This is a genomic window from Rhodopirellula halodulae (assembly GCF_020966775.1).
Lineage (GTDB): Bacteria > Planctomycetota > Planctomycetia > Pirellulales > Pirellulaceae > Rhodopirellula > Rhodopirellula halodulae.
In genome coordinates, this window is sequence record NZ_JAJKFV010000010.1 from 136,772 (window position 1) to 149,303 (window position 12,532).

Sequence of the window (12,532 nt, forward strand, 5' to 3'; positions counted from 1 at the left end):
CGCTCTTGCGTTCTGTCGCCAACCCATGTCTGCGTGACATGAAAACGCACAGAAATCTAACATCCTTCGCAGCTGCTCTCGGAGTATCGCCATGCCCCGTCTGATGGGCGTCGACATCCCCAACGACAAACAGATTCAATACTCGCTGACTTACCTGTACGGCCTGGGGCTGTATCGGGCTCGCGAGGTGTGTGAAAAGCTGGGCATCGACCCAGTGACACCTGCCAGCGACATCAGTGATGAAGATGTGGGTCGCATCGCAGCCCTTTTGGAGCGAGATTATCTCGTCGAGGGGCCGCTGCGTCGTCAAGTGACTCAAAACATCAGCCGCATGCGGGAAATCAAATCCTACCGCGGCATTCGGCACCGTGTCAGCTTGCCTGTTCGTGGGCAACGCACCAAGACCAACGCCCGGACCCGAAAAGGGCCTCGCAAGACGGTTGCCGGTAAGAAAGGCGTCAAGGATCTGCGTTGATCGCGGATTGTCCTTGAATCCTTTTATCTTCCTTCCCTCCCATTCATTGATCTGTTTGAGAAGTTTCGGTGGCAAAGACCAACAAGAAAAAACGCATCCGCAGAAATGTCAGCAACGGCGTGGCTCACGTGCACGCGACATTCAACAACACCACGGTGACCATCACGGACACCAAAGGGGACACGTTGTGCTGGGCGAGCGCCGGAACCAGTGGGTTCAAAGGCAGCCGCAAGAGCACCCCGTTCGCCGGCCAATGTGCTGCTCAGCAAGCCGCTGAAAAGGCGACCAAGTTTGGCATGCGTGACGTCGAAGTTCGTGTCAAAGGCCCCGGTTCGGGACGCGAAAGTGCGATCACTGCACTTCAAGCGGCCGGATTGAACGTCAAATTGATCGAGGAAGTGACTCCCATCCCGCACAACGGTTGTCGTCCTCGCAAGAAACGCCGCGTCTAATCCCGCTGACGCTGTTTCGTTTCTGATCAACCCCATCCCGCATCCATCCAAAGGCCCAACATGACCATGCACATCCGCTGGCGCGGCATGGAACTTCCCAGTTCGCTTGAAGTCGACCGCGACTCGCTGACCCAGACCTACGGCAAATTCTCCGCAGAGCCATTCGAACGTGGCTTTGGTGCGAGCATCGGCAACAGCATGCGTCGCGTGTTGTTGAGCAGTTTGATGGGCAGTGCCGTCACGCAGATCAAAATCCGTGGCGCTCAGCACGAATTCACGACGATCCCCGGCGTTTTGGAAGACGTCACCGACATCGTCCTGAACGTGAAAGCACTGGTCGTTAACAGCAACACCGATTCGACTCGAGTCATCACCGTTGAGCGTAACACCGCCGGCGTGGTCACCGGTGCTGACGTGCAAACCGACGCGGACGTTGAAATTGTCAACAAGGATCACGTGATCTGCACGTTGACCGACGACGTTCCTTTCATGATGGAAATGGTCGTCGAGACCGGTCGCGGTTATGTTCCCAGCACGGAACACAGCAGCGTCGATCATGAAATCGGCATCATTCCGATCGATGCCGTGTTCAGCCCCATTGTTCGCGTCCGCTACGAAGTGGAAGCGACCCGTGTTGGCCAGAAAACCAACTACGATCGTCTGATCCTCGAGATCTGGACCGACGGAACAATCAACCCCGAAATGGCGTTGACCGAAGCAGCGAAAATTCTTCGCAAGCACCTCAATCCATTCGTTCAGTATCGCGAATTGGGACCGAGCATCTTCTCCGCGGCCCGCGGTGGAGCTGGTTCCCCGGAAGCACAGTTGGAAGCCAAGCTGAACATGACGCTGGCCGATTTGCGTTTGTCGGTGCGAGCCAACAACTGCTTGGAAAGCGAAAACATCATGACGGTTCGCGATCTTGTGCAACGAACCGAAGATTCGTTGTTGGAAGTTCGCAACTTTGGCGACACAACTCTTAACGAAGTGCGAGAGAAACTTTCGCAGTACGGTTTGCACCTCGGCATGCGAGTGCCAAACCAACCACTGTTCTAGTTCGCATTGGGCTGCACCGCGGTCCGCGATCTCGACTTCAATTACCTTTCATTTCACTCCCATTCAATCTGACGGATTCGCGTCATGCGTCACCGCCGCAAAGGCCGTGTTCTCGGCCGCTCCCCAGCTCACCGCAAAGCTTTGTTGCGGAACTTGTCCAGCGCACTGTTCCTGACGGAGCGTGACGCTAGCTTGGACGACAACGCGCCGAAGGTTCCTGGCCGAATCGTTACCACGCTCGAAAAAGCCAAGGAAGTACGTCCTTTGGTCGAGAAGTGCATCACGATCGCGAAACGTTCGTTGCCAGCCCTCGAGGAAGCTCAGAAATATGAGACTTCCGCCGAGCGTGGTTCGGATGAGTACAAGAAATGGCGTAAGAGCGATGACTGGAAGAAATGGGCTGATGCCCGTGCTCCTTACGTCAACGCCCAACGTCGTGTGTTGCAGTTGATTGGCGATCGCGAAGCCGTTTCGGTTTTGTTCGATACCGTTGCTGAGCGTTACGTGGATCGTCCAGGTGGATACACCCGGATCATGCGTCTTGCAACGCCTCGATTGGGCGATGGTGGAACGCGTGCGATCTTGGAACTGGTTGGCAAGAACGACCGCGTCACCCGGTCGGCTCAGCGTCCTGCATTTGAGCAAGACGCTCCCGAGAGCGATGCGACTCCAGAAGCCGAAGCGACTTCGGAAGAAGAAGCCACTTCCGCTAGCTGAGCTTGCTCAGAATTTGACGCCTACTGATTACAATTGGGCAGTCCTTCGGGGCTGCCTTTTTTCGTGGATTCGCGGGCGTGAAGAGTCTTTCGCGATCCGCTCACTGGGTATGGGAGCTGCCTGCACAAGCACGTCGATACCGAGCGGTTCGGTTCGGAGTGCGGGAGGCAGATAGGTCGCTTGGGCTGAACGGTATTCGATGAGTCGTCCCGCGAAATTTGTCTTGGTCAAACTCGAGTCGTTTTGGCTTTTGCAGAGTTGATGGGATGTTCGGCGAGCTGTGAGACGGTGTTCGAGCACGGTCGGTGCTGGCAACAGGATGCCTCATTGAATCTTTGGCTGACTTGAGCGACGTTGTCGGTGGATTCGCCGCCCGTTTTTGCGGCTTCGACATGATCATTCGCGATTTTCGATTTCATTCATGAACGAACGTTGTCGTCACTCCTTCATACGCATCTTCGGCTTGTTGGGAGTCGCTGCTTCGATGCTGGGCCTGGGCGCAACGGTCGCGGATGAGCCCCCGGCTCGTGTTGCGACCACCGCAACTCGATCACTAAAGAATGTGAGGGTGTCTGGGGCATTTTCCGATGCGCCAATGGTTGAACCGCCGCTTGATGGGCGCGACGGACGAGATTTGTCGCTGCACCATTACAACCCTCAATCGCAATTGAAGACAACAGCGACGCAGTTGTCGCAAGCAGCGTTTCCAGTGGTCGATGTGCACACGCACTTCTTCTATCGATTGCGAATGAATCGCCAAGCGTTGAAGGACTACGTGGCGGCGATGGATCGCAACGGCATCGCGGTGTGTGTCTCGCTGGACGGGAAGCTTGGAAGTCAATTCCAAGAGCAGAAGGACTTCCTTTGGAAAGAGCATCGAGACCGATTCGTGTTTTATGCCAACATCGACTGGCGTGGCGATGGAGCGACCGATGATCCGGCAAGTTGGGCGTGTCATCGTCCGGGCTTTGCGGAGCGAACGGTTCAGCAATTGCGAGAGGCTGTGAAAGACGGTGCATCGGGATTGAAGCTATTCAAGCGTTTTGGGCTCTCGTATCGAAATCCCGATGGTTCGCTGGTTGAAATTGATGATCCGCGATGGGATCCGATCTGGGCCGCGTGCGGTGAGTTAGGGATCCCGATCATCATTCACACGGCGGATCCGGCGGCGTTCTTCGAGCCGATCAACGAACGGAATGAGCGGTGGGAAGAATTGTCTCGTCACCCGGATTGGAGTTTTCACGGAGAGGAGTTTCCAACACGCGACGAGTTGTTCGCGGCTCGAAATCGCATGGTCGCCAAGCATCCAAAAACACAATTCATTGGGGCTCACATCGCCAACAGTCCAGAGGATTTGGAACAGGTCAGCCAATGGATGGATTGTTATCCGAATCTTTGGGTCGAACCAGCTTCCCGGATCAACGAGCTTGGACGTCAGCCACGGGCGGCTCGAGAGTTTTTGATCCGCTATCAGGATCGATTGTTGTTTGGGACGGATGGCCCGTGGCCCGAACAGCGATTGAAGTACTATTGGCGATTCTTCGAGACGGCCGATGAGTCATTTCCGTACAGTGAGAAGGAACCGCCACCTCAGGGACTGTGGCGGATTGATGGGGTTGACCTTCCTCCCCAAGTTCTCCGGAAGCTGTATTATGAGAACGCCGTCAGATTGATTCCTGGCATTCGCGAAAGGATTGAGGCGTTTGCTGATTCGCATCCATTGAAGTGACACCTCCAATATGAGTACCGCCGCACCGGTTTCCCGTGAGATTCCATCGTTGGACGCCACGGATGCAGAAACCTTTTTTCGCGATTATTACGCCACGGAGCAGCCTGTTATCTTTCGTGGGGTCACGCACGCGGATGGTGGGGCGGAAGAGGTTTGCCGTGCGTTGTGCGACAAGATTGCCGTCGACACGTCGGTCACGGAACGGCTGCTTTGGTACGACGTCCGGCAGGAGATGATCGACGATGTCTGCACGACTCCGCCGGTGGTGACTCAGTCGATGGACCCCGACACGGCTTTTCTGCGTGACAACTGCGTCCGTGTTTGGTTTAACTCGGGCGGTCACACGACCCCATGGCACTACGACGGTCACTCATTACACGTCTTCAACCTTCAGTTGAAAGGCAAGAAGCGTTGGACCATCGTGGCCCCGGAAACGCCGCTGCCCAACATGCCGTTTTCCAAAACCTGTTTGTTTGAAGACAACTCGCTGGATGGCAAACGTGTTTATGAGTTTGATTTGAACGAAGGCGACATGGTTTTCTTGCCAAGGTATTGGTTCCACCATGTGCATTCGGTGGGCGAATTGAACGTCAACGTGAACTGGGTGTTGATGCCCAAACAGCAACCAGCGCCCACGAAGATTGCCGCTCGCGAATCCGAGATTCTTTGGTTGCTGCAGAAGACACGTTTTGTCATGCCGTCCGGTGTCAAATGGATGCTGGACAATTTCGCGGGAGCGGGGGAACCGGCTCTGAACACACTGACCAACGAAGTTTCGGTTGGTCGTGGGCTCAGTCGCGTGGCAAAGGAGGTGGTTCGCAGTCCGATGGTGATCTTGGCGATTCCGACGTTGATTCGGAAAGCGAAGACGGTCATGAAGGGGAAGAAAATTTTGAGCGGTCTTTTGCAAACGAGTCAGGCCACGCAAAAGGCAGCCTGAGATCGTTTGCTGATTGATGTGGCGAGCAAGTCAGATCAGTGCTCGTGTTCGAAGACTGGTTTTTTACCTTCGTAAGCTTCATAGAAAGCGAAGATCGATTCTTCCAGTGCTTTGGCCGTCGCGGGGTCGGCCGATTGTTTGGCTTTCATCGCGTTGACCATCACCTTGTGAGCCGCCATCAGTTTTTTGCCGTAGGCTGCGTCGTCCGTTTTGATCCGCTGGGCCATGAAGTAAGCGGCGATCGTGTTTTGGATCCGTGTCGCGTGCTCTTCTTTGGTGGTCACCCAGCGCACCGCTTGGTTGACGGACTGGGCATCTGACTTCCCGGCCAATGAGTTGATTTCAATCTGTGCTTTCGAGATGGTGTGCTCGTCTTCCAGCATCTCTTCAAAGCGGCGTTGGTCACCGTAGATCCCGCAGGGAACCTGGCAATGTGCCGAGGCAATGGTGGCAAACGCCAAAGTCAGAACGGTGCAAGCAAATAGTCGGTTCATGTTCAGTCCAACCTCGAACGGGGCAAATGGCAATCAGAAGACGTTGCTTTGTGGTACCACACCACGCAACACGTCGATTGTACCGTTTCGCTCGGCCCGATTGATTTTGCTTCGTCGCTAGTTGAAGACGCCGCTGAGTTCCACGTCGGAAAGTCGTGCGATGCGTTCGATGGCATCCGCATTCAGCCCGTAGTTGGCAACGGTGGACTGGACCTTTTGGTGGGATTTGGCGGGAGCGATCAACATTTCGAGTGCGACGGCAACCGGAGGAATCAGGCTGAGAGGGTCGTCTCGCCAACGCATCATCTCCGGTTCCGAATCGCGATACCCGGCTCGGTTGCAAATGCGGTCCAGGCATTCTTTCCAAACGGCCCGGCGCGAATGGGTTGTCATCGCCTGGTCGAGCAAAGCCGTCAGGAACTGATGCGTTTTTACACCAGAGCGGCCGGATTGAACTTCAGACGAAGTGTTTCGATTTCCAAGCGAGATCTCAACTAGATGTTGGCAAAGGTTGACGCCGGACAGCATCGCGTTGACCGTTTCACCGATGCGAGGGTTGGCTTCGATGAATTGGTGTTGACCGGTGGTTTCATCAAAGAAGTATTCGAGGAAAAGGGCTCCATGCCAGTTCAGTGCTTGTCCCAATTTTTCAACATCGCCAGCCACCGCTTCGCGATGGGTGCTGATTCGAACGATCGGCGCACCGCCAACGCCCCGTCGCAGGCCAGTGGCGTCGTGCCAAGCCACCAGTTCACCGCGATCGAAAACGGCTTGTAGGATGGACAGTTCGCCGGGTGCAGCGGATTGAACGATGATCTCCTGCCCTGGCAAGCTCGCTTCATTGGTGGTTTGCTCCGTGATCCATTCATGCCACTCCCGTTCGTCGGCGATGGCAACGACGCCCCGTCCGGCGGTGCCGTGGGCTGTTTTGACAAAGCACGGGAAATCGGTTTGCTGGAGACAAGCTTCGCGAAAATCGTGTGGGGTTGTCTCGTTGATGCACCGAGTCGCAGGTTGAGGCAGATTCAACTCCTGCATCACCCGCGCGAAGTTGCCCTTGTTCTGCAACCGGTCGATGGCTTCAAAGCTGGGAACCGCAATGCCGACATGTTGCGAAAGTTGTTCTCGAACACGAGCGAGCAAGTAGGCTTGCTCGTGCGTCGCGACAACAACGTCATAACCATGTTGGTGAATGAGTTGCATCATTCGCCGCAAGTAGGCAACTGGTTCGGCCGAGGAGAGCGGGCAGCGATGCCATTTGCGAACGTGGTTGCTGAACCGACATTGGCTCAATGCCGCCGAATCCATCACATCGATGGTGTGCGATCGGCAGAGACAATGCAGCGTTTGCCGAGCGGAAGTGCTGGAGCCTTCGGTCAGTAGAATTCGAAGTGACGAACTCATCGGCGTCGCTCAGCGAGTCGACAAGGATCGAAAACGCTGGATCACTTCTTCTCGTGTGAGGAATTGTCCCGCTCCGCGAGCTTCAATTTCTTTTGCGAGATCAATCACCATCTGATTGTAGGGGGCAGTGGTGCCGTTGCGTTCGGCAAGGCGTACGATCTCACCCAGGGTGTGGTCGACTTCGGTGCCTTTGCCTTTCAAGAGGTCTTGGTAAAGAGAAAACTGAATGGGCCGGCGATTGAAAATCAGTTTGGCCCCGGTGCTGACGAAAATGCCCAGCAGTGGCGAATCGAGTTTCTTCATGAACCCGTGAAATTTGCGGATGTCCGGCAGCTTTGGAATGTTTGCCAATTGGACGCCTGCCGTGTCGAAGACTCGCAAGCATTCTTCCGCCAAGGGTTTGCCTACGATGTTTCGCCATTCCTTGTGACAGACCGCTTCGGTGATGAAGTTGGATTGAGACAGCGATGCCGCGTATCCAGGTGAATTGATTGCGAGTTTGTTGTAGCGAACGCCTTCCACGTTGCTTTCTTCGAACACGCGGAAGCCGGTCTTTTCCAGCGTTTTGGTTGCTGCGGTTGCTGAGGCTGCGTTGGTGCCTTTTGAGTTGGGGCCAACCACGATCGTGCCTTTGAACTGCAGGCTGGCCGATCCTGGTTCGGGCACGGTCACGTTGGTGGCGGTGATGCCCATCACCAATCGTTCTTCGGCGACGTGTTTCAGCAGTGCTTCGTCGTTGAAACCATTCTGGACTGATACAACAATCGCGGAGCCTACATAGGGAGCCACCGAGGCGATGGCTTCTGCGGTGGCTTGGGATTTGACGGTCACGAGCACCATGTCCGAACCCACTAGGTCGGCCGGATTGTCCGTCGCTTCCACTGGAACTTCACGTGTTGGCCAGGGCCCATGCAGGTGAACGCGTCCGGAATCTTGGATGGTTTGAATGTGTTGGCCACGTCCGAACAACAAGACTTGGCAAGAGGGATCGTTGTCGCGAATCAATCCGCCGAGCATGGTGCCAATGGCTCCGGCGCCGAGAACACTGATTTTCATGGAAGCGTGAGAAGAGGCGGAAAGAGGGCAGGCAAAATCGAAGGCACATGATACGCCGCTTGATGGCGACGTCGAAGGTGTGCTCGGCGACCGCTCACGAGTGGGCGGATCGATGAGCGGATCATTGATGCAGTGTACGCAGGCGTTCGATGAACTTGGGATCGTTGGTCAGGCAGGGGTGTTTGTATTCTTCGAAGTTGCCGCGTTTGGACGTTTTATCGAGACGCAGCTTTTCCCATGTGCCGGATGGGACGCGAGTGACCTGCAATGGATCAATTCGGCCGCTGGCGCACTTGTCAGCGTACTCACAGTTGACACTGGCGAGTTGGTTTTGCATTTCACTGCTGAGTTGTTGGCACAGGTTGGGCAGTGAGTCCTCGTCGAGCACCAAGTGGTAGCGTGGGCGTTGCGACAGAGTCGGCGCCAATGTGAATGTGCAGGACTTCAACCCAAGCGATTGCAGGGTTTGCTGCATCGCCTGCATCACTTGGTGTTCGCTCAGTTTCTCGCCCGTGAAGCTGCAGAAGTTTTTGCCTTTGTTGAGGAACGACAACAGAGGCGTTTGGCCCTGAAAGCCATCGCAGCGAACGAGGTCGTGAATGTCGTAGCGATACAGTCCGCTCGCGGTCGAAAGCACGATGAAGTAGTTTTCGCCTTCGACCAAATCGCAGGCTTCGAGCACTGCAGGATCTGCTGCATCACGTTGCGATTCGGGAATGAATTCAAAGTGGTGACTGCTGTAGTCGAGCATGCCGGAAGGGGTGTTGTTTTGCAGCGGGACGGTCATGCGTCCTTCGCTTGCCGACAGGCCATGATCGCGAATTTGGACGTCGCCGTAATATTCGGGCAGTTGATTCAGGTAGATTCCCACCGACCCGCCCGTCCAAACCGCCAGCAACGTCAGGTCAGGCCACGCATCCTTGGGGTACAGGTGGCCGGTGCGGTCGGCAATTTGTTGCAGTTGTCTGGCTCGGCGAGGGTTGGCCTTCAAACGAGACCGAAGTTGTTGCCGGATCGCGTCGGGAATGGGCTGGTCGCCGGTGAGCGTCCCATCGTGGATGTCGCGAATCAGTGACTCTTTCATTGCGTCGGCGAATTTCGCGACTTCGATCAACGTGCTTGGATTCGCGGTGACGATCTTGCCGACTCGATCCGTCGCCAAGCTCAATCGCAAAGCGGTGTAGTGTTTTGCCAAATGCTCGGTGATCTGAATGACACACGCGGGCAACACGAACAGTGAACCGATGTAGAACGGTCGAGTTTCCGCGGCCAGTCCGCTGATGTTGCCACAGGGAGCACCCGAAGGAGTTTGCGTCACGTTCCAGTGGCTTGAAAACTGTAGCGACTTCATCTGCAACAGATGGGGATAGTCGCGATAGACGCCGGTGCCCCAGTACTGCCAGCCAGCTTTGTATTGCTGGTAGAATTCTTCCGTGACCGGAATCATTTTGGGATGAGCGGTCGTCCCCGACGTGGTCGCGAACATGACCACTTTGGTCTCTCGGGGGAACAGCGCCGTCGTCTCGCCTTGAATGACTCGGTCGACATAGGGCCGGATCGCATCGTAACCCGCGATGGGAACTTGGCGACGGTAGTCTTCCAACGTTCGGATTTCGGCGAACCCGTGATCTCGACCGAAGGCGGTGTCGGCGTGCCGGCGAATTCTTTCCAGCAGATTTTCACGCTGGATCCGACGAGCATCATTGGCTCCATCGAGATAGCGTTGCAGCCGCCCCATCTTGTATCGCAACATGGAGTGGCGAAGCATCGTCATCGGGTGAAGCGACATGATGAAGCGGGCTGCTGCGTGGAAGTGACCAAGGGCTGGGGCTCGTCAGCGTCCGGGCAGTGAGCTTCGCGGAGCTGGAAGAATCGAGGAATGATGGCTTTCCATGCCGCCTCCCGTTCTATCCCCTCTGACGGGCCGTGCCAAGATGGCAGGGGCGTATTCAATCAGAGACGAGTCTCGTGTGAATCGTCGTCAGCCTGATTGCTTCACCGGTCAATCGCAACTTTTCGGATGCGTTTCCGATCTTTCTCGCAGCCGAGGTGGGGGGACGCTGCAGAAGTCCTCGGCTGAATTTCGCGGTGAGGCCGCATTCTCATCGAACGTTTCCGACTGGCCGCGAACTGGTAGGTAGCGTCCTAGCGGCCGTGAGGTTTGAAGCGACGAGGGTTTTGTCAGAACGGCGCTTCGTCGTCGATTTCGCTGAACGCGTCGTTGGCGGCATCGACACCTTCACCGCCACCGGATCCGCCGATCACCTTGAACGACATTGCTTCCACGCTGACGAAGTATTTGACTTCGCTTTGCGGGTCACGTTGCCATTTGCGGCCGTTCAGTCGGTAGGCGACTTCGATTTCGTCGCCCATATTCAGTTCGTCAACGGTGTCGCAGTTGTCGCGCGTGAACTCAACGGGGATGTAGTTGCTGAAGCTGCCTTTGTCTTGTTCCAGCACCACCAAACGTTTGCGAAACCCTTTTTGACCGTAGGTCTTGGTCTCTTCGATCACGTTGACCACGCCCCGAACCGTTGAATCACTCATCTCGCCACTCGTCCGCACATGTCTTGCTAATTCGTTTGCGGGCGTCACTTGGGCCCAGCAATCACAGCGGCGAAGTGTAAACGTTGAGTCCGAAACGCTAAAGGTCTCCGTGGCGAGTTCGTCCTGTTTGTGCGAGGTCGCGAGGCACATGCACCGCCATTCACGACGGGCGCGTTTGCGGGCGAATGGCGGCCGATTGCTGCTGCAGGCGTTCGGATTGAGACTTCATCCGGTGGTTGAGCCGCCGGAGTTCTTCATCGAGGCGGGCGGCAGCCACCGGGGAGAACGAGATTTCGGGAGTCCCCAGCCGGACGGAATCCATGTCTGCGATTTTTCCGGGGGCTTCCGACAGTGATTGCGTGGTCATGGCGTCGACCAGCAAGCACTGCAAATTGCGTTCGTGGATGGGGACCACCGCGGGGGTGTTCCAGTGAAGAGACATCGCTGGCTGGGATCGTTGTGCCAATTGATCGATCTGTTCCATGCGGGCCGGCAGACTGTGGTCGTCCGCATCGAAAGCGCAGACCCAACTGCGTCGCGATGTTCGGTAGGCCAACTCAAACGTGGTCAGCTGATACTGCAGGGCTTGATCGAATCGGTCAGCCATCTCCATTGGGCATTCGTCGTCCGCGGTGACTCGGACCAACGACAAGCGATCCGCGCGGATGGGGCGAGTGGGGCCGCCATGCAACTCAACTTCGTTCCATGAAGTTCGGTTGATCAGCGATTCAATTCGAATGCGTTGTCCGTCGGTCAGTTCTCGTTGAGCCGAATCGGCTTGGCCTTCTTTCCATTGGCGAAGTGAGTGCGGACGTGAACGCTCGCCCCGAAGTTGCGATCGATAGCGAGCAAACGTGGTCGCAATTGCCGAGGGAGATGCAAGTGGCGTTTCGAAGACGGCATCGGTGCCGCTGCCGACTCGACTGCGTAGGGTCAACGAAGAAAAATGCAACGCGGCCATTTGCTGGGCGATCATCAGCCCCAATCCTTCGCCGCCACTGTCCGATGCAATTGCACCCGAACGACCGAGTTGTTTGAGCTTCGCTGGCGACATGCCGCGCCCGCGATCGATGACCGACCACACCGCCACGCCTCGCGCTGGGTTGTCTTCGACTCGAATGAGGATCGGTGACCCTTCTTGGCTGGCGCGTTGTGCGTTCACAATCAAATTGATCAACAATCGCGACAGGATATTCGGATCCACCATCACATCATTCGCGTTGGCGTCCGTGCCGCCCCAGAGCAATTCGATGCGGTGGTTGCTGAGCACCGGACGTGTCGCCAAATCGACCGCTTCTTGAATGGCACTTCGTTTGGTGGCCACCCGGCGCACGCGAGGGGAGCCCGAACGCAAACGTTCGGCTCGTGCCAGTTCGCTGACCAGCGTGTCGATGTATTGGCACTGGTTCATGGCCGCTTGCAGGAATTCGGCCTGCGATGGTGTCACGTCCCCGAGGCTGCCGTCGCGAATCGCTTCCATCGTCGCGGCAATCCCCGCCAGCGGCGATTTCAAATCATGAGCCGTTTCGCTGATCAATCGAACCGCGGCACCCACCGGATCGGAATCCGATCGGTGGTTGTGATTCGGCGGGCGGCGATGAAGGCGGCTGGGACGCGCGGTGCGATCAGCGGCCGATTGAGGGCTCGATGGGGACATAGCAA

At 56.3% G+C, this 12,532-nt stretch carries 12 protein-coding genes; 6 read left to right on the forward strand and 6 right to left on the reverse strand.

Annotation, left to right across the window (positions count from 1 at the left end):
• Positions 1-103: 103 nt before the first annotated feature.
• The 6 genes from rpsM (at position 104) to LOC70_RS08145 (ending at position 5,369) form a co-directional block, all read left to right on the forward strand.
• On the forward strand, positions 104-475 hold the full coding sequence (rpsM, locus tag LOC70_RS08120; protein ID WP_438811213.1) for a 30S ribosomal protein S13: 372 nt from the start codon (positions 104-106) through the stop codon (positions 473-475).
• Positions 476-543: 68 nt separating this feature from the next.
• The gene (gene rpsK, locus LOC70_RS08125; RefSeq protein ID WP_008657585.1) at positions 544-927 is read left to right on the forward strand and encodes a 30S ribosomal protein S11; all 384 of its coding nucleotides are present in this window, start codon (positions 544-546) and stop codon (positions 925-927) included.
• Between the two features lie 60 nt (positions 928-987).
• Complete coding sequence (locus tag LOC70_RS08130) at positions 988-1,983, forward strand: DNA-directed RNA polymerase subunit alpha (protein ID WP_230253108.1); 996 nt, start codon at positions 988-990, stop codon at positions 1,981-1,983.
• Between the two features lie 84 nt (positions 1,984-2,067).
• Complete coding sequence (locus tag LOC70_RS08135; protein ID WP_230253109.1) at positions 2,068-2,700, forward strand: bL17 family ribosomal protein; 633 nt, start codon at positions 2,068-2,070, stop codon at positions 2,698-2,700.
• A 421-nt stretch (positions 2,701-3,121) separates the two neighbouring features.
• Positions 3,122-4,429 (forward strand): amidohydrolase family protein, encoded by a 1,308-nt coding sequence (locus tag LOC70_RS08140; protein WP_315857219.1) that lies wholly within the window; start codon positions 3,122-3,124, stop codon positions 4,427-4,429.
• Positions 4,430-4,439: 10 nt separating this feature from the next.
• Positions 4,440-5,369, forward strand: a complete 930-nt coding sequence (locus LOC70_RS08145; RefSeq protein ID WP_230253110.1) for a cupin-like domain-containing protein — start codon at positions 4,440-4,442, stop codon at positions 5,367-5,369.
• Between the two features lie 35 nt (positions 5,370-5,404).
• Here the strand turns inward: LOC70_RS08145 and LOC70_RS08150 are convergent, their stop codons facing one another.
• From LOC70_RS08150 to LOC70_RS08175, 6 genes are all read right to left on the reverse strand, one after another.
• Entirely contained in the window at positions 5,405-5,863 is a 459-nt protein-coding gene (locus LOC70_RS08150) for a superoxide dismutase, Ni (protein WP_230253111.1), read from the reverse strand.
• A gap of 117 nt (positions 5,864-5,980) precedes the next feature.
• On the reverse strand, positions 5,981-7,267 hold the full coding sequence (locus tag LOC70_RS08155; protein ID WP_230253112.1) for a hypothetical protein: 1,287 nt from the start codon (positions 7,265-7,267) through the stop codon (positions 5,981-5,983).
• Between the two features lie 9 nt (positions 7,268-7,276).
• Entirely contained in the window at positions 7,277-8,323 is a 1,047-nt protein-coding gene (locus LOC70_RS08160; protein WP_230253113.1) for a ketopantoate reductase family protein, read from the reverse strand.
• Positions 8,324-8,444: 121 nt separating this feature from the next.
• Positions 8,445-10,112 (reverse strand): GH3 auxin-responsive promoter family protein, encoded by a 1,668-nt coding sequence (locus LOC70_RS08165; RefSeq protein WP_230253114.1) that lies wholly within the window; start codon positions 10,110-10,112, stop codon positions 8,445-8,447.
• A gap of 392 nt (positions 10,113-10,504) precedes the next feature.
• A complete protein-coding gene (locus LOC70_RS08170; RefSeq protein WP_230253115.1) occupies positions 10,505-10,870 on the reverse strand; it encodes a DUF3127 domain-containing protein in 366 nt (121 codons plus the stop codon).
• 160 nt (positions 10,871-11,030) lie between these two features.
• Positions 11,031-12,527: a sensor histidine kinase gene (locus LOC70_RS08175; protein ID WP_230253116.1), complete on the reverse strand. Its 1,497-nt coding sequence runs from the start codon at positions 12,525-12,527 to the stop codon at positions 11,031-11,033.
• Positions 12,528-12,532: the final 5 nt, after the last annotated feature.

Coding starts and splice junctions, on each gene's coding strand:
- LOC70_RS08175 (WP_230253116.1), bottom strand. CDS start 12,527: ATGTCCCCATCGAGCCCTCAATCGGCCGCTGATCGCACCGCGCGTCCC.
- LOC70_RS08170 (WP_230253115.1), bottom strand. CDS start 10,870: ATGAGTGATTCAACGGTTCGGGGCGTGGTCAACGTGATCGAAGAGACC.
- LOC70_RS08165 (WP_230253114.1), bottom strand. CDS start 10,112: ATGTCGCTTCACCCGATGACGATGCTTCGCCACTCCATGTTGCGATAC.
- LOC70_RS08160 (WP_230253113.1), bottom strand. CDS start 8,323: ATGAAAATCAGTGTTCTCGGCGCCGGAGCCATTGGCACCATGCTCGGC.
- LOC70_RS08155 (WP_230253112.1), bottom strand. CDS start 7,267: ATGAGTTCGTCACTTCGAATTCTACTGACCGAAGGCTCCAGCACTTCC.
- LOC70_RS08140 (WP_315857219.1), top strand. CDS start 3,122: ATGAACGAACGTTGTCGTCACTCCTTCATACGCATCTTCGGCTTGTTG.
- LOC70_RS08130 (WP_230253108.1), top strand. CDS start 988: ATGACCATGCACATCCGCTGGCGCGGCATGGAACTTCCCAGTTCGCTT.
- rpsM (WP_438811213.1), top strand. CDS start 104: ATGGGCGTCGACATCCCCAACGACAAACAGATTCAATACTCGCTGACT.
- LOC70_RS08145 (WP_230253110.1), top strand. CDS start 4,440: ATGAGTACCGCCGCACCGGTTTCCCGTGAGATTCCATCGTTGGACGCC.
- LOC70_RS08135 (WP_230253109.1), top strand. CDS start 2,068: ATGCGTCACCGCCGCAAAGGCCGTGTTCTCGGCCGCTCCCCAGCTCAC.
- LOC70_RS08150 (WP_230253111.1), bottom strand. CDS start 5,863: ATGAACCGACTATTTGCTTGCACCGTTCTGACTTTGGCGTTTGCCACC.